This is a genomic window from Xanthomonas sp. (assembly GCF_017163755.1).
Classification (GTDB): Bacteria; Pseudomonadota; Gammaproteobacteria; order Xanthomonadales; family Xanthomonadaceae; genus Xanthomonas_A.
This window is the reverse complement of sequence record NZ_JAFIWC010000003.1, coordinates 182488-199971: the sequence shown is the minus strand read 5'-3', so window position 1 is coordinate 199971 and position 17484 is coordinate 182488. Positions and strand designations below refer to the sequence as shown.

Sequence of the window (17484 nt, the reverse complement as noted above, 5' to 3'; positions counted from 1 at the left end):
ACGAAGCGCTGGACCTTCGGATACCTCGCGCTGTCGGGGCTGAAGCCCCTCCCACAGTGCACCCAGCACGCCCCCGCAAGTCCCTGCAGGAGCGGCTTCGGTCGCGACGAGCGGAGCGGCAAACTTCCCGGCTTCGGATGCTGTCGGGGCTGAAGCCCCTCCTACAGTGCACCCAACACGCCCCCGCAAGTCCCTGTGGGAGCGACTTCAGTCGCGACGAGCGGAAGCGGCGAGCTTCCCGGCTTCGGATGCTGTCGGGGCTAAAGCCCCTCCTACAGTGCACCCAACACGCCCCCGCAAGTCCCTGTGGGAGCGACTTCAGTCGCGACGAACGAAGCGGCGATCTTTCCGGCTGCGGAACCGTCGGGGCTGAAGCCCTCCTGCAATGCAACCGCCAGCCGCGAAGCTTCTCCGGCCGCAGCGACGCCGCCGCACTCGTCCCTCACACCGCGCCGCCCTCCTTCAATGCCGAGCTCAGGTCCAGCGTCGCGCGCGTGCCCTGGCCGGCGATGGACTCCAGCTGCAGCGCCCAGCCCAGGTGTTCGCACAGCCGCGCGATCAGGTCCAGGCCGATGCCGCTGCCCTCGCGGCTGCCGCCGCGGGCCATGCGCGCATAGACCGCGCTGATCTCCTCCGGCGACATGCCGTGGCCGGGATCGTCGATGCGGACCACGCCCGGCGCCGGCATCGCGACATGGATGCGGCCCTGGTCGCTGTTCTCGATCGCGTTGCGCAACAGGTTGCCGATCGCCGCCTGCACGATCGCCACCGGCGCCAGCACCTGGCACGCCGGCAGCGGCGCCAGCGCCAGTTCCAGGCGCTTGTCCGCGCACAGGTGGCGATGGTCCTCGACGATGTCCGGCAGCAGCTGGTCCAGCCGCACCAGATCGCTGCCGCGCGCCAGCCGCGCCGGGTCCTTGGCCAGCACCAGCAGCAGCGAGATCAGCTGCTCCACGCCGGCGGCGGTGCGGCGGATGCGCAGCAGCTGGTTGCGCGTGCTGGGCGGCGTGTCCGCCTGCTCCAGCGCCAGTTCGGCGGCGCCGCCGATCACCGCGACCGGCGTGCGCAGCTCGTGGCTGGCGCTGTCGATGAAGGCGCGCTCGCGCTCGACGAACAGGTCGTTGCGCAGCAGGTAGTCGTTCAGCGCGTCGGCGATGACCACCTGCTCGGCGCTGGCGCGCGCGTCCACCTCGATGCGTTGCCCGGGCCGGTCCGGGCGCAACCGGCCGATGCGCTCGGCCATGTCGCTGAGCGGCTTCACCACCCGGCCCAGGCCCCACGCCACCAGCGCGCCGAGCAGCAGCACCGCCACCACATTGGACAGCAGCATCCATACCGCCAGATTGTCCTCGTGCCGCTGCAGTTCGGTGATGTCCAGCGCCAGCGCCAGCCGGCGCCCGCGCACCTGCTGCACCAGCACCACCTTGTCGCGCCCGTCCAGCGGCACGTCGTCGTGCAGGCCGGGCGGCAGCGCCGCCACCGCCGGCGGCAGCGGTTGCCCGCCTTCGTCGCCGTAGAGGCTGACCGTGCTGGTGTCGATCCAGCGATAGTCCGGGTCCAGCGCGCTGCGCGCGAGGAAATGGTCCAGCTCCGAACTCAGCAGCGAGCGCCAGGTCAGCTGCTCGGCCTGGTCGTTGACGATGTAGCCGTGCACGAACACCGTCAGCGACAGCAGCGCCGCGTAGCCGACCAGCCACAGGGTGATGCGGCGGCGCAAACCCATCCTACGCGCCATGTTCGCGCTCGTGCGCGCTGGGCAGCGCCAGCCGGTAGCCGACCCGCGGCAGGGTGTGGATCAGCTTGGTCGCGAACGGCCCGTCGACGCTGCGCCGCAGGTCGTAGATATGCGAGCGCAGCATGTCGCCGTCGGGCGGATCGTCGCCCCACAGCGCGTGCTCCAGGCGATCGCGGGTGACCGCCGCCGGGCTGGCCTGCATCAGCACTTCCAGCAGCTTGCGGCAGGCCGGGTACAGGTGCAGCGGGCGGCCGCCGCGGCTGGCCTCCAGCGTGGCCATGTCCAGTTGCAGGTCGCCGACGCACAGCAACTTGCTGCGGCCGCGGCCGTTGGCGCGCAGCAGCAGTGCCTCCAGCCGCACCTCCAGCTCGGGCAGCGCGAACGGCTTGGTCAGGTAGTCGTCGGCACCGGCACGGAAGCCGGCGATCTTGTCCGGCAGCTCGTCGCGCGCGGTCAGCATGATCACCGGCACCTCGGCGTGGTGGTCCTCGCGCAGCGCGCGCAGCACCTCGCGCCCGTCCAGCCGCGGCAGCATCCAGTCCAGGATCACCGCGTCGTAGCGCTGGGTGGTGGCCAGGTGCAGCCCGGTGACGCCGTCCGGGGCCGCATCCAGCGTGTGCCCGCGCACCTCGAAGTAATCGAACAGGTTCGCCACCAGGTTCCGGTTGTCTTCGATCACCAGCAGCCGCATGGGCAGTTCACTCGCAGTCCGGGACGGCCGGAAGGCTCCATGCTAGCGGATGCATGTCGGAACGCGGTCGGAATGCGGCCCGCCGACGCGGCCCCCGGTCGTGGGCGCCGCTCCCGCGGCGGCAACGGCGGCTGAAGCGGCACCGCCCCGGCGCGCCGAATCCGACCGCTCTCCGACATCGGCGGCGACACCATTGCCGCGTCGCCACCGCCCAGGTTCCGCTCCGTCGTCCGTGCAATGGCACAGGCCGCCTGCCCGTTCCGTCCGCCTGGGCGCAGGCGTCCAAGGCGCGCGGGCGCGCCGCCGCAGGTCGTGGCGCCCGGCAGCGCGGCGAGCGGCGCAAGCCAGCTGCACTGCGCGCCATGTTCGGCTTTTCGGTACCCACGTGCACCTCGCACGCCTATGCAAGCCAGCCCTGAGACCCGGTCCATGACCTTTGCCCCGCACGCCGCCGTCGGCACACTTCCTGAAAGCAGCGCTCCGTACCCGGGCGGTCCGTCCGTGGCCGGCGCGCACCCGGCCCGAGGCTTCTACCTGTCGCACCTGTGGCTGCCGCTGGCGCTGGCGCTGCTGGCCAGCGCGGCGCTGATGGGCCTGGGCGGCGACTTCCGGTTCGCCGATCTGCTGTACCGGTGGGAAGGCGGGCACTGGGCGCTGAAGGACGCGGCGTTGACCCAGGGCCTGATCCACCACGACGGCAAGCTGCTGAGCACCGTGGCCTGGGGGGTGACCGCCGGCCTGGCGGCCTGGGCCTGGCGCCGCGCCGACCGCCGGCGCTACCGGCTGCCGCTGCTGTACCTGGCGTCGTCGGTGGCGCTGGGCACCGGCGTGGTGTCGCTGCTGAAGTCGTTCACCGGCATGGACTGCCCATGGGACCTGGTCCGCTACGGCGGCAACCGCGCCTTCGTCGGCCTGTTCGAACCGCGCCCGGCCGGCATGCCGCATGCGGCCTGCTTTCCGGCCGGGCATGCCAGTGCCGGCTATGCCTGGGTGGCGCTGTACTTCTTCGCGCTGGCGCTGAAGCCGTCCTGGCGCTGGCCGGCGCTGGCGGTCGGGCTCGGCGCCGGGCTGCTGTTCGGCCTGGGCCAGCAGCTGCGCGGCGCGCATTTCCTGTCGCACGACCTGTGGACGCTGGCCGCGTGCTGGATGGTGGCGCTGGGCCTGTACCGCGCGCTGCTGTGGCCGACGCGCGGCGCGCTCGTGCCGGTTCCGGCAACGTCGGCAACGTCGGCAACGGTGGATCGCGCATGAGCGCGTCGCTGCCGACGCCGCCGGCGATCGCCGCCGGCAAGGCCCAGTGGTGGGCCATCCGCCCGCGGCTGAGCAACGAGGCGCTGGCGCTGGCCGCGAGCGTGTTCTTCGCCTTGGCCTGCAACGGGATGTTCTGGCGCAGCGCGATGGGCGGCCATGTCGGCGACCTGAAACTGGGCCTGTCGCTGTTCATGCTGCTGGTGTCGGTGCACGGCCTGTTGCTCGGCCTGCTGCTGTGGCGCGGCGCCGCCAAGCCGCTGCTGACCGTGTTGCTGGTCACCACCGCGTTCGCCGCGCACTACATGAACAGCTACAGCGTCTACCTGGACGCGGACATGCTGCGCAACGTGCTCGCCACCGACCACAAGGAATCGCGCGAACTGCTGACCCCGGCGCTGATCGCGCCGCTGCTGTTCTATGCCGCGCTGCCGATCGCGGTGCTGTGGCGGCTGCGGCTGACCCGGCGCAGCGCCGGCAAGGCGCTGGCGCTGCGCGCCGGCTTCCTGCTGGCGATGCTGGCGCTCGGCGCGGCCGGGGCGATGCTGTCGTTCCAGGACATCTCGGCGCTGATGCGCAACCATCGCGAGGTGCGCTACCTCGCCACGCCGATCAACTACCTGGTGGCGTTGCGGCAGAACCTGAAATCGGCCAGCCCGGCGGGCAAGGCGCCGAAGCTGCCGGTCGAGCACGACGCGACCGCCGCCCCGCGCGCCGCCGGGACCAAGCCGCGGCTGCTGGTGGTGGTGCTGGGCGAAACCGCGCGCGCGCAGAACTGGGGCTTGAACGGCTACGTCCGCCAGACCACGCCGGAACTGGCGCAACTGGGCGTGATCAACTTCCCCGACATGCATTCGTGCGGCACCAGCACCGAAGTGTCGGTGCCGTGCATGTTCTCGCCGTTCGGCCGCCACGACTACAACGAGGACGACATCCGCAAGCACCAGTCGCTGCTGCACGTGCTCGAGCACGCCGGCATCGCCACGCTGTGGCGCGACAACCAGTCCGGCTGCAAGGGCGTGTGCGACGGGCTGGCGATCCAGCGCCTGGACGATGCGCGCGACCCGGCGCTGTGCAAGGACGGCCGCTGCATGGACGAGATCCTGCTCGCCGATCTCGCCGCGCAGGTCCGCGCCAGGCCGGGCGACCGGGTCGTGGTGCTGCACCAGCTCGGCAACCACGGGCCGAGCTACTTCCAGCGCTATCCGGCCGGGTTCGACCGCTTCGGCCCGCCCTGCCTCACCGCCGACCTGGGCGACTGCAGCCGCGAGCAGATCACCAACGCCTACGACAACGCGCTGCTGTACACCGACCACCTGCTGGCGCGCACCATCGCCACGCTGGAGGCGATGCCCGACTACGCCACGGCGATGGTCTACCTGTCCGACCACGGCGAATCGCTCGGCGAAAAGGGCCTGTACCTGCACGGGGTGCCGTACGCGATCGCGCCGCAGGAGCAGACCCACGTGCCGATGGTGATGTGGTTCTCGCAGGACTTCGCGCGCGAGCGCAGGCTGGACCTGTCGTGCCTGCGGGCGCGCGCGCGCCAGCGTGCCGACCAGGACAACCTGTTCCCGTCGGTGCTGGGCCTGATGCAGGTCAGGACCCGGGTCTACGATCCGGCGCGCGACCTGTTCGCCGGTTGCGAGGCGTAGCGCCGCGTTGCGGCGCCGGGATTGGGATTCGTCATTCGGGATTGGGGGGTGAAAGCGGGCTGCCGCGGCCGGCGGTGGCCGGCGGCCCTTGCGGCGGATGGGTGCGGCCACTAGCCTTCGCGGGAGCCACCACCCAAGGATCTCCCCGTGAACCACCGCCCTCTGCTGCTCGCGCTGTCCATCGGCGCGTGCGTGCTGACGCTGTCCGCGTGCCGCAAGGAAACCGCCACCGACGACGCTCCGGCGCCGGCCCAGGCCGACGCCGGCGAGACTGCCGACCAGTTCGTCGCCCGCATCAACGCCGAGTACAAGGCCGCCTTTCCCGAGATCACCTCGGCGCAGTGGCTGTCGTCGACCTACATCAATGGCGATTCGCAGCTGGTCGCGGCCAAGGCCAACGAGCGCGCGCTGGGCAAGCTCAACCAGTGGATCGAGCAGGCCAAGCGCTACGAGGGCAAGCCGATGTCCGCCGACAGCGCGCGCGCACTGCAGCTGCTCAAGCTGATGACCGCGATGCCGGCGCCGCGCGATCCGGCCAAGCTGGCCGAGCTGGCCGCCATCGCCGCGAAGATGGAAGGCAGCTACGGCGAAGCCAGCTACTGCACCGGCGAGGGCGATGCGCGCCGTTGCCGGCAGCTGGGCGAACTGGAGGACGTGCTGCGCAGCAGCCGCGACTACGACCAGCAGCTCGACGCCTGGCAGGGCTGGCACGGCACCGCGCAGCCGATGCGCAAGGACTACCAGCGCTTCGTCGAACTGGTCAACGAAGGCGCGCGCGAGATGGGCTATGCCGACACCGGCGCGATGTGGCGCAGCGGCTACGACATGCCGCCGGCGCAGATCGCCGCCGAGAGCGACCGGCTGTGGACCCAGGTCAAGCCGCTGTACGAGCAGCTGCACTGCTACACCCGCGGCAAGCTCCACGCCGAGTACGGCAAGGACAAGGGCGAGGTCGCCGGCGGCCTGCTGCCGGCGCACCTGCTCGGCAACATGTGGCAGCAGGACTGGAGCAACCTGTGGGACCTGCTGCAGCCCTACCCCGGCGCCGGCAGCCTGGACATCACCGACACCCTGGAAAAGCAGTACCAGAGCAACCTCAGCGCGGCGCTGGCGCGGCGCGGCGGCGACGCCTCGCCGGAAGCGCGCTTCATGGCCCAGCGCGAGGCGCAGCTGCAGAGCGCCAAGCAGATGACCGAACGCGCGCAGGATTTCTACACCTCACTGGCGATGCCCAAGCTGCCGGACAGCTACTGGAGCCGCAGCCAGTTCATCAAGCCGCTGGAGCGCAACGTGGTCTGCCATGCCAGCGCCTGGGACATGGACATGGCCGGCGACGTGCGCACCAAGATGTGCATCAAGCCCAACGAGGAAGACTTCACCACCATCTACCACGAGCTCGGGCACATCTACTACGACCTGGCCTACAACCCGCTGCCTCCGTTGTTCCAGGGCGGCGCCAACGACGGTTTCCACGAGGCGATCGGCGACACCATGGTGCTGGCGATGACGCCGCAGTACCTGCATTCGATCGGCATGGTCGGCGAGCCGCAGCTCAGCCGCGAGGCGCTGGTCAACGCGCAGATGCGCATGGCGCTGACCAAGGTGTCGTTCCTGCCGTTCGGGCTGATGATCGACCGCTGGCGCTGGGGCGTGTTCGACGGCTCCATCCCGCCGGAGCGCTACAACCAGGCGTGGTGGGAACTGAAGGCGCAGTACCAGGGCGTGGCCCCGCCGAGCCCGCGCGACGAGACCTACTTCGACCCGGGCGCCAAGTACCACGTGCCGGGCAACACGCCGTATACGCGCTATTTCCTGTCGCACGTGCTGCAGTTCCAGTTCTACAAGGGCCTGTGCGACGCGTCCGGCTACAAGGGCCCGCTGTACGAGTGCACGTTCTACGGCAACAAGGAAGCCGGGCAGAAGTTCTGGTCGATGCTGCAGCGCGGCGCCAGCCAGCCGTGGCAGGCCACGCTGAAGGAGCTGACCGGCAACGACAAGCTCGATGCCGGCCCGCTGCTGGAGTACTTCGCGCCGATGCAGGAATGGCTCAAGCAGCAGAACCAGGGCCAGATGTGCGGCTGGGAAGCGCCCAAGCCGCTATCTGCGATGGCGCCGCAGGCCCCGGCCACGCCGGCGCCCAAGCCGCAGTAGGTAGCAGGCGCGCGCAGCGGCGCGGCCTGCTGTCAACGCGATTGGGATGGCAACGCCGCGCTAGGGCGCGTGCGGGCACGGGAGAGCGAGGGAGCTTATGCAATAGGCGACCGAGTGATGACGCCGCACCGCGCGCGCCCTAGCACGGCCCTGCGGGTGCCGTGTTGCGGCGTCCACCGCCGGCCGCGCATGGCTTGGACAGGCCTGCCGCGGCCACGCATGACCACCTGGACGCCGGCACGACAAGTGGCCTACCCCGATCGCGTTAACAGGCCCTGGCCGCGCCGCGCGCTCAGTCGTCGGCCAGCCGCGCCCAGCGCTCGTGGTCGCGCCAGATCCCGCCGATGCGCAGGTAGCGCGGCGAATAGCCTTCGCGGCGGAAACCGGCGCGCTGCACCAGCGCCAGCGAACGCGCGTTGTCCGGCTGGATGTTGGCCTCCACCCGATGCAAGCCCAGTTCGGCGAACGCGTACGCCACTGCCAGGCGCAGCGCGTGAGTCATCAGTCCGCGGCCTTCGCAGCCGGCCATCGCGTGGTAGCCCAGGTAGGCGCTCTGGAAACAGCCGCCGACCACCTGGCTGAAGGTGAACAGCCCGGCCGCCGCGCCGCTGTCGCGTGCGCGCGCCAGCAGCGCGACGTTGCTGCCGTCCAGGGTCTGCGCGTACCAACGGTTGAAGCCGGCCACGTCGGTGAACGGATGCGTCCACGGATGGTGCAGCGCCACGCTGGCGCGGTGCGCCTGGATCAGGTCGGCGCCATCGCGCCGGCGTACGCGGGCCAGCGATACGGCGGCCTCGGCGGCCTGCGTCGCGCTCTGGCCCATGGCTCAGCTCGCCGCGGCCGCCGCGCCGTCGCCGCGCTGCATGACCTGCGCCTGCCGCGCCTTGAACTCGTCGAAACTCATGCCCTGGGCGATCGCGTCGGCCTGGGCGGCGTCCTTCAGCGCGTCCGAATACACCAGCCGCACCGGCGTGCCGGCGCGCTCGTGCAGTTCCGCCGCCTGCATGATCAGCGACAGCACCTGCGCCGCGCTCTCGCTCTGCCCGGCGATGCGCCCGTCCAGGCCCAGCACCCATTCGCCGTCGCGGCGGACGATGCCGGCCAGCAGGGTGCGTTGCTGGTCGCGCAGTTCGGCATGCGGCTCGATCGGCGACGCCGGGGCCGACGCGCTGGCCGCGGTGGCGCGATGGCGCAGGCGCTCGGCCAGCTTCTTGCGCGCGTCGCGGCGCTGCTTGGATTGGGTGGACATGCGGTCTCCTCAACGGTCACGCGACGACGATAGCCGAACCGCGCGCGCGGCGCTCATACCGGATCGGACGGTTCCAGCCGCGGCACCTGCGCCTCCTGCCGCGGCAGGCGCCTGCCGCTGCGCCGCTCCCAGCGCCAGAACGCCCAGCCGAGCAGGAAGAACCCGCCCGAGCCCAGCGCCAGATGCATCGGCCGGCCGCTGAGCAGCGGCGACAGCACCCCGGCCACCACCGCGTTGACCATCAGCTGGGTGAAGGCCTGCAGCGACGAGGCCAGCCCGCGCTGGCGCGGGTACATGTCCAGCACCGCCAGCGCCAGGATCGGGAAGATCAGCGCCATGCCCACGCCGGCCACGAAGATCGGCAGCACCGCCCACGGCAGCGCTATCTGCGGCGCGATCGCGGTGTAGGCGATGTTGCCGACCATCGACACGCCGCAGCAGATGAAGCCGATGCGCACCTGCCGCATCGGCCCGATGCGCCCGGCCATGCGCCCGGACAGGAACGAGCCCAGGGTCATGCCGCCGATGGTGGGGATGAACAGCCAGGCGAAGTCGCGCTCGGTCAGGTGCAGCAGGTCGATGATGAACGCCGGCGCCGAGGCGATGTACAGGAACACGCCGCCGAAGTTGAACGCGCCGGCCGCGGCCAGGCGCTGGAAGCGCGGATTGAACGCGATGGAGAAATAGTCGCGAAACAGCGTGCGCGGCGCCAGCGGCGTGCGCGCTTCGGGCGGATGCGTCTCCGGCATCCAGCGCAGCGTGGCGACCAGCAGCAGCAGCGAAAAGCCGACCAGGAACCAGAAGATCATCGGCCAGCCGGCGCCGGTGGCCAGGATCCAGCCGCCGATGATCGGCGCGATCGCCGGGGCGATGCCGAAGATCATCGATACCTGGCTCATCAGCCGCTGCGCGTCGTGGCCGTGGAACAGGTCGCGGATCACCGCGCGGCCGACGATCATGCCTACGCCGGCGGAGAACCCCTGCAGCGCGCGGAACGCCAGCAGCGTGTTCAGGTCGCGCGACAGCGCGCAGCCGGCCGAGGCGGCGATGAACACCAGCAGCCCGCCGACGATGACCCGCTTGCGGCCCCAGGCGTCGGACATCGGCCCGTGCGCCAGCCCCATCAGCGCGTAGGCCAGCAGGTACACGCTGACGGTCTGCTGGATCGCCACCGGATCGGCGTGCAGGCGCTGCGCCAGCTGCGGGAACGCCGGGAAGATGGTGTCGATCGAGAACGGGCCGAACATCGCCAGTCCGGCCAGCAGCAAAGCCAGGCGGCGAGTCGAGATACTCGGGAGCGTCATGGAGGGATCCTGGAAAGCGCCTCGCGGCCCGGAAGGACCGACGACGCGACCGCGTGCGCCCCGTCAGCGGACGGGGTGGCGGGAGACGGGAAGGCCTCCATGATAAGCCCTGGCGGCCGCCAGGTTAAGCGCTCCGCCGCGCGGCGCGGCCGCTCACGCCGGGCCGGGCGGCCCTTTCAGCTCGATGCCGTTGCCTTCCGGGTCGCTCAGGTACAGCGACGGCCCCTCGCCTTCGGCGCCGTAGCGCCCGCCGTAGTCGCCGACGCGCACCCCGTGCGCGCGCAGGTGGTCGCTCAGCGCCTGCCGCGAGAACGGCTCGATGCGCAGGCACAGGTGGTCCAGGTTGCGCCCTTGCGCGCCCGGCGCGGCGCCGCCGGCCCGGCCGAGCTTGCCGTCGACCGTGACCAGGTCGATCAGCGAGGCGCCCGCGCGCAGCTGCACCAGCCCCAATTCATCCTGGCGCCGCTCCACCCGGCAGCCCAGCACGTCGCAGTAGAACGCCTGCATGGCGTCGGGATCGCGCACCCGCAACACCAGATGATCGATACCGCGCAACGCGAACGGGACTGCTTCGTTCATGCTCCTGCTCCTGGCTCGGCCCGGCCGCAGTGTGCCCCGCCGCGCGCCCGCTCCAAGCTATAATCGCCGCGCAGCATGGTGGGAGAAGCGGGGCGACCCGCTGCCGAAGGCGCAAACGCCCGTAATCGCTCAGGCCCGATACCACCCGCACCAAGACTCTGGAGAGACCGGTCCAACCCGGCGCCGAAGGGGCACGAAGCGCGATCCGTCGCCGCTTCCAAACTCTCAGGCAAAAGGACAGAGGGGCACTGGGAAGACCCGCGGCTTCCCGTCGGTCGTGTCCGCAGCAGCGGCCGACGGCGGCGTCCGCGCGTCCCCCGCCCTTCGTGCCCTCCTCTGCCGGACGACCGCCATGTCTAAGACCCCCTCTCTTCGCGACCTCGAACACCACTGCGCCTTCGTCGAGCGCCACATCGGCCCGAACGACGCCGAAATCGCGCACATGCTGCGCGTCGTCGGCCACGACTCGCTGGAGGCGATGACCGACGCGATCGTCCCGGGCAAGATCAAGTCGCCACTGCCACTGGCGCTGCCCGAGGCGATCACCGAAGAAGAGGCGCTGGCCAAGATCCGCGCCATCGCCGAGCAGAACCAGGTGCTGCGCAGCTTCATCGGCCAGGGCTACTACGGCACCCACACGCCGAAGGTGATCCTGCGCAACATCCTCGAGAACCCGGCCTGGTACACCGCCTACACGCCGTACCAGGCGGAGATCTCGCAGGGCCGCATGGAAGCGCTGATCAACTTCCAGACCATGTGCGCGGACCTGACCGGCATGGAGATCGCCAACGCCTCGCTGCTGGACGAGGCCACCGCCGCGGCCGAGGCGATGACCCTGGCCAAGCGCTCGGCCAAGGCCAAGTCGGACACGTTCTTCGTGCACGACGCGGTGCATCCGCAGACCCTGGAGCTGCTGCGCACCCGCGCCGAGCCGCTGGGCATCGTGCTGCGCGTGGGCACGCCGGAAGAGGCGCTGCAGGCCGAGTGCTTCGGCGTGCTGCTGCAGTATCCGGACAGCTTCGGCCACATCGGCGACCACGCCGCGCTGGCCGAGGCCGTGCATGCGCGCGGCGGCCTGGTGGCGGTGGCCACCGACCTGCTGGCGCTGACCCTGATCGCCGCGCCCGGCGAATGGGGCGCGGACATCGTGGTCGGCAACTCGCAGCGCTTCGGCGTGCCGTTCGGCTTCGGCGGCCCGCATGCGGCGTTCATGGCCTGCCGCGACGCCTACAAGCGCTCGATGCCGGGCCGCCTGATCGGCGTGTCGATCGACGCCGCCGGCAACCCCGCCTACCGCCTCACCCTGCAGACCCGCGAGCAGCACATCCGCCGCGAGAAGGCCACGTCCAACATCTGCACCGCACAGGTGCTGCTGGCGGTGATGGCGTCGATGTACGCGGTCTACCACGGCCCCGACGGCCTGACCCGCATCGCGCGGCGCACCCATCGCCTGGCCGCGATCCTGGCCGCGGCATTGGGCGGCGCCGGCGTCAGCGTCGGCGAGCGCTTCTTCGACACCCTGCACGTCAAGGGCGTGGATGCCGACGCGATCCACGCCAGGGCGCGCGCGGCCGGCATCAACCTGCGCGCGATCGACAGCGAAGCGGTGGGCATCAGCCTGGACGAGACCAGCACACGCGCCGACGTAGTCGCGCTGGCGCAGCTGTTCGGCGCCCACGCCGACATCGACGCGCTGGACGCCGCCACCGCCGATGCGCTGCCGGAAAACCTGCTGCGCGGCAGCGCGTTCCTGCAGCACCCGGTGTTCAACACCCACCACAGCGAGCACGAACTGCTGCGCTACATGCGCGCGCTGGCCGACAAGGACCTGGCGATGGATCGCACCATGATCCCGCTGGGCAGCTGCACGATGAAGCTCAACGCCACCGCCGAGATGATCCCGGTGACCTGGCCGGAATTCGGCGCGATCCACCCGCTGGCCCCGGCCGAGCAGGCGGCCGGCTACAAGCGGCTGATCGAGGAGCTGGAAGCGATGCTGGTCGAATGCACCGGCTACGACGCGGTGAGCCTGCAGCCCAATTCCGGCGCACAGGGCGAGTACGCCGGGCTGCTGGCGATCCGCGCCTACCACCGCTCGCGCGGCGAGGCGCATCGCGACATCTGCCTGATCCCCGAATCGGCGCACGGCACCAACCCGGCCTCGGCGCAGATGTGCGGCATGACCGTGGTGGTCACCAAGTGCGACGCCAACGGCAACGTCGACGTCGACGACATCCGCGCCAAGGCCGAGAAGCATTCCGACCGCCTGGCCGCGCTGATGATCACCTACCCGTCCACGCACGGCGTGTTCGAGGAAGACGTGGTGGCGATCTGCGAGGCGGTGCACGCGCACGGCGGCCAGGTCTACACCGACGGCGCCAACATGAACGCCCTGGTCGGCGTGGCCAAGCCCGGCAAGTGGGGCTCGGACGTGTCGCACCTGAACCTGCACAAGACCTTCTGCATCCCGCACGGCGGCGGCGGCCCGGGCGTAGGCCCGTGCGCGGTCAAGTCGCACCTTGCCCCTTACCTGCCGAAGACGCTGGGCGGCGAAGGCGATGTCGGCATGGTCAGCGCGGCCAGCTTCGGCAGCGCCTCGATCCTGCCGATCAGCTGGATGTACATCACCCTGATGGGCAGCGCCGGGCTGCGCAAGGCGACCCAGGTCGCGCTGCTCAACGCCAACTACATCGCCAAGCGCCTGGCCCCGCACTACAGGACGCTGTACACCGGCCGCAACGGCCTGGTGGCGCACGAGTGCATCCTGGACGTGCGCCCGCTGGAGAAGGCCACCGGCATCGGCGCCGAGGACGTGGCCAAGCGCCTGATCGACTTCGGCTTCCACGCGCCGACGCTGAGCTTCCCGGTCGCCGGCACGCTGATGGTGGAGCCGACCGAGAGCGAATCGCAGCACGAACTGGACCGCTTCATCGACGCGATGATCCAGATCCGCGAAGAGATCCGCGCGATCGAGGACGGCCGCCTGGACCGCGACGACAACCCGCTCAAGCACGCCCCGCACACCGCCGCCCAGGTCACCGCCGGCGAATGGACGCATGCCTACCCGCGCGAGCTGGCCGCGTTCCCGCTGCCGACGCTGAAGCTGCAGAAGTACTGGCCGCCGGTCGCGCGCGTGGACAACGTCTACGGCGACAAGAACGTGATGTGCGCCTGCATCCCGGTCGACGCGTACAAGGACGACGTGGTGGCGTAACCCGCCGGGCCCTGCCGCGTATCGCCACGCCAGCCCCGCATGCCGGGGCTGGTGTTTCCGCGACAGGCACCGCGCTCGCCGGCCTCGGCATGCATCGCGGCTGCGCTGCCCATTTCCTGTCCAGACGAGGCCGCCTGCGGGAGCGACGCGCCGGGTGGGCCATTCGTCGCGACGGGCTTAATCAGTAGCGCGCATCGCGACGATGGGCCAAGCCGCCAGAGGCGCTCTCATGGCCCGCTGACCGTCAACTGCTGCGCTGGAACGCACAACCGAGGTGGGCCTGGCCCAGGGCGGGTCACGCCATCGTTCTCGCCGCACCGCTCGAGCGCTCCCATGCCGATGCCGACGCTCGCTACTTCTCTCCGTTGCCGCGCACGTGCTTTGCTTTACGCGCGTTCGCGGGCACTGCGCTCAGTCGCGCTCCACGCCAGGATCGAAGGCCAGCCCATCGCCGACCTGCTCCAGGCAGCGCAGCGGCGGCTTGGGCAGCCGGCGCCAGCGCGTACGCAGCGCGCTGTCTTCGATGCTGCCTTCGCTCAGCTTGGCCTTGCCGGTCAGGTAGTTCACGCTGAGCTCGCGGACCTCGCCGCTGCCCCGATGCAGGTGGTGCACGTCGTAGCCGATCAGCCGGAAACAGCCCTGCTGGTGGCGGAACAGGAACGTGGTTTCGGATGCGCTCCAGCTGCCGGCGCTGGAGAACTGGTGCAGGTTCACCGAGAACCCGCCGCGCGCGATGCGCGGTTGCCCGCCGTCGAGATAGTCCTCCATGTTCGGGAACTCGGCGCGCGGGATCAGCGCGTGGTCGCTCAGCGCCAGCCGGTAGCCGGCGCCATCGGCGAAGGCCACCGCCAGCATGCGCGGGTTGGTGTCGAAGCGGTCCGGGCCGAAGCCGCCGTTGTCCACCACGTTGGCCGGATCGGCCATCTTCAGCACCAGCAGCAGGTCGTCGCGGCCGTCGCCGTCCAGATCGCCGCGTTGCCGGGATTCGAGCGTCCAGCCCGGCGGCACGAAGGCGCCGGCATCGCCGCCGTTTGCCGGCAGCGCGGGGTAGCGCACCGGGGGCGGTTCCAGAGCCTGCGCGGCGCCGGCCGCGCCCAGCAACAGCGGCAACCACGGCCATAGGAGTTTGTGCGCCATCGCGATCGAACGTGCAGGAAGACAACCGCCATGTTGGCACGATGGCGGCCTCGCCGCGCCTCGCGGCCTCAGCCTGGCGTGGCGACGCTCTGCGCGTCCGCCGCCGCATCCTGCGCGTGCGCGCAGCGGTTGCGGCCGCCGTGCTTGGCCCGGTACAGCGCCGCGTCGGCTTGCCGCAACAGCGCGATCGCCGCGGCCGCGCTGGCCGGGCGCGTGGCGATGCCGATGCTGACCGTCACCACGCCCAGCGGACTGGCCGGATGGGCGATGCCGCGCCGCTCGATCGCCAGCAGCAACTGCTGCGCGGTATCGCGCGCAGCCTGCACCGGCGTGTTCGGCAGCACCACCGCGAACTCCTCGCCGCCGTAGCGGGCCACGGTGGCCTCCGGCGCCGGCAACGCCGCGGCCAGCGCGGTGGCGACCTCGACCAGGCAGGCGTCGCCGACCACGTGGCCCTGGCTGTCGTTGAACTGCTTGAAGTAGTCGATATCGATCATCAGCAGCGAGCAGTCCTGGCCGCCGCGCAGGCCGCGCAGCCGCGCGTCCAGCCCGATCCGGTTGGCGATGCCGGTCAGCGGGTCGCGCGCCACCTGCTGCTGCAGGCGGCGCGTGCCCAGCCGGCTCAGCCGCTGGATCTCCAGATGCTGGCTGTGGATGAAGGCCACGTGCACCCCGTACACGATCACCGCCAGCGTCGCGGCGATCATGCCCCAGACGAAGCTCACCCGCGACACGCTGATCGCCAGCAGCAGCACCGCCAGCGAGAACACGATCGGCGCGAACGCGGCGATCAGTTCCGCGCCGCGCAACGACGGCCGCCCATGGCGCAGCCAGCGGCCGTTGGGCAGCGCCGCGACCAGGGCCAGCGCCACGCCCGGCAGGTCGATCAGCACCCCGCCCCACCACGGCAGCCCGCTCATCTCGATCCGGTTGTACAGCGCCGCCACCGCGCCGTTGATCCACAGGTAGGCGCAGGCGCTGAGATAGAAGCGGCGCCGGCCGCTGCCGCCGGCGCCGAACAGGCGCAGCGTGGCCATCGACGCCAGCAGCAGGCCGATCGCGTCGGCATGGTGGATGATCAGGGTGATGTTCGGCCCCGACACGCCGTTGCCGCCGGCCAGCGCGAGCTGGATCAACAGGTACAGCAGGCCCGCGGCGACCAGCGACAGCGTCGCGTCGAGCACCAGGATCGCACGCGGCTGCTGGCGGTTGAACGAGCGCGCGATCAGGTACAGCGCGGGAATCATCGACAGCCCGGACAGCGTGACCCCGGCCTGCAGCAGCGCCACGGCATGCTCGGGCCACTGCGGCGCCAGCAGGTTGCACGCGGTCCACAGCATCTGCATGCCGGCCGCATAGGCGAGCAGCCGCCACAGCACGCGGTCCACCGCCGCCGCGCGGCCGCGCTGCCGCAGCACCGCCAGTACCGCCACGCCCTGCACCGCCAGCCCGAGCCACTGCGCCGCCGGCGTGGCGGCGCCGCCACCGAGGTACGCGACCAGCAGGTGCGCCAGCAGCAGGCCAATAGCGAGGGTCGGCAACAGCACGTTCGATCTCTCCGGGGACGCATGGCGGTCCGGACGTGCGGACACTGGGATACCGTCGTCGTCCGCCGCCATGGGCGCGGTCCGGCCTTTCCAGCGCCGCCTAGCGAACCTATCGGCGCCGCGCCGGCTTCCTTGAGCCGCGCAGTGTAGCCAGTGCGTGCGATCCGCCGGTTGCAGGACGATGTGCCTTTGGCGGCGCCGCGCGCGCGGACGCGACGCGGACGTGGATGCGGCCCGGCGCGGCGTCCGTGCCGGCGTCCCCGCCCGCTATTCGGCAGCGGCGACGGCACCTTGCACCCGTCCGCGGGCGAGCGTTAAAAAAGCGTGGCGAATTTTTCGCCATCGCTCTTGACACGGTTGCGGCCCGGGCCGGCGCCAGGTTTATCCACAGCCTTATGCAGAAGTCATCCACACCCCTTGTGGACAAACGCGCGTTCGCGGCCGTCCTGTGCGCAAGTAGCTAACTGATTGAAACATATGCAAATAATCACGCGCATATTGACAGCCGCGAGCGGATGGCGCAGGCCATGGCGGCCGCGCAGCGGCTTCGGCGAAAAACTTATCCCGGGCGATGGCCGCCGCCGCGGCGCTTTGCGTTGCGCGGCAAATCAGGCCCTGCCGCCGCCGGTGGCCCCGCCCGCGGACGGCCACTCGGCGCCGCTTCGGCGGCCTGTCGGCACCCGGCCGGCAGGCTGTCGCCGCGCAAAACGGGCGCTGCGCCGCAGCAAGCGGCTTGGGCCTGCGCGGTCGGCCTGGCGCTGCTTGGTGCAGGCGGCAGCGGCGTCATCGGCGGCTCGCGCCGGCCCGGCGTATGCGGGCGGCGCGCCACGCATGGTTCCTGCCGAGACATGCGTGGCGCGCATGCCGCCGGCGCGACGATGGCGTCCGCTGCCAGGAAAATAGAACTGACCAGCAACGCGACCGCCATCACCCTGCGGGACGGAAACGCATTGCCGACACCCAAGCTTGCCGCG

Annotated in this window: 12 protein-coding genes and 1 riboswitch; of the genes, 4 read left to right on the top strand and 8 right to left on the bottom strand. The window is 71.0% G+C overall.

Annotated features, from left to right (window positions below):
* Positions 1 to 442: 442 nt before the first annotated feature.
* Positions 443 to 1735 carry a sensor histidine kinase gene (locus tag JR065_RS03590; RefSeq protein WP_206232180.1) on the bottom strand — a complete coding sequence of 431 codons (1293 nt, stop codon included), beginning with the start codon at positions 1733 to 1735 and terminating at the stop codon, positions 443 to 445.
* Entirely contained in the window at positions 1725 to 2426 is a 702-nt protein-coding gene (locus JR065_RS03585; RefSeq protein WP_206232178.1) for a response regulator transcription factor, read from the bottom strand. The genes JR065_RS03590 and JR065_RS03585 overlap by 11 nt, the downstream gene beginning before the upstream one ends.
* Positions 2427 to 2855: 429 nt before the next feature.
* Between JR065_RS03585 and JR065_RS03580 the strand changes: the two genes are divergently transcribed.
* The 3 genes from JR065_RS03580 to JR065_RS03570 all read left to right on the top strand — a co-directional run bounded on the left by JR065_RS03580 (position 2856) and on the right by JR065_RS03570 (position 7480).
* Entirely contained in the window at positions 2856 to 3677 is an 822-nt protein-coding gene (locus tag JR065_RS03580; RefSeq protein WP_206232176.1) for a phosphatase PAP2 family protein, read from the top strand.
* The gene (locus JR065_RS03575; protein WP_206232175.1) at positions 3674 to 5329 is read left to right on the top strand and encodes a phosphoethanolamine transferase; all 1656 of its coding nucleotides are present in this window, start codon (positions 3674 to 3676) and stop codon (positions 5327 to 5329) included. Before JR065_RS03580 ends, JR065_RS03575 begins: the two co-directional genes overlap by 4 nt.
* A 147-nt stretch (positions 5330 to 5476) precedes the next feature.
* Complete coding sequence (locus tag JR065_RS03570) at positions 5477 to 7480, top strand: M2 family metallopeptidase (protein ID WP_206232173.1); 2004 nt, start codon at positions 5477 to 5479, stop codon at positions 7478 to 7480.
* A 292-nt stretch (positions 7481 to 7772) separates the two neighbouring features.
* On the opposite strand, the gene JR065_RS03565 is transcribed toward JR065_RS03570, so the two are convergent.
* The 4 genes from JR065_RS03565 to JR065_RS03550 form a co-directional block, all read right to left on the bottom strand.
* Positions 7773 to 8303, bottom strand: coding sequence for a GNAT family N-acetyltransferase (locus JR065_RS03565; protein WP_206232170.1), 531 nt, complete (start codon positions 8301 to 8303; stop codon positions 7773 to 7775).
* 3 nt (positions 8304 to 8306) lie between these two features.
* Positions 8307 to 8729, bottom strand: coding sequence for a hypothetical protein (locus JR065_RS03560; protein ID WP_206232169.1), 423 nt, complete (start codon positions 8727 to 8729; stop codon positions 8307 to 8309).
* A 53-nt stretch (positions 8730 to 8782) separates the two neighbouring features.
* Positions 8783 to 10033 (bottom strand): multidrug effflux MFS transporter, encoded by a 1251-nt coding sequence (locus tag JR065_RS03555; protein WP_206232167.1) that lies wholly within the window; start codon positions 10031 to 10033, stop codon positions 8783 to 8785.
* A 153-nt stretch (positions 10034 to 10186) separates the two neighbouring features.
* Complete coding sequence (locus JR065_RS03550; protein WP_206232165.1) at positions 10187 to 10612, bottom strand: VOC family protein; 426 nt, start codon at positions 10610 to 10612, stop codon at positions 10187 to 10189.
* A gap of 148 nt (positions 10613 to 10760) precedes the next feature.
* Positions 10761 to 10863: riboswitch (glycine riboswitch) on the top strand.
* Between the two features lie 101 nt (positions 10864 to 10964).
* On the opposite strand from JR065_RS03550, the gene gcvP reads away from it, so the two are divergent.
* Entirely contained in the window at positions 10965 to 13826 is a 2862-nt protein-coding gene (gene gcvP / locus JR065_RS03545) for an aminomethyl-transferring glycine dehydrogenase (protein WP_206232163.1), read from the top strand.
* Between the two features lie 411 nt (positions 13827 to 14237).
* Here gcvP and JR065_RS03540 read toward each other — a convergent pair whose 3' ends face one another.
* Complete coding sequence (locus JR065_RS03540; protein WP_241093348.1) at positions 14238 to 14963, bottom strand: hypothetical protein; 726 nt, start codon at positions 14961 to 14963, stop codon at positions 14238 to 14240.
* A gap of 68 nt (positions 14964 to 15031) precedes the next feature.
* Positions 15032 to 16510, bottom strand: a complete 1479-nt coding sequence (locus JR065_RS03535; protein WP_206232161.1) for a diguanylate cyclase — start codon at positions 16508 to 16510, stop codon at positions 15032 to 15034.
* Positions 16511 to 17484: the final 974 nt, after the last annotated feature.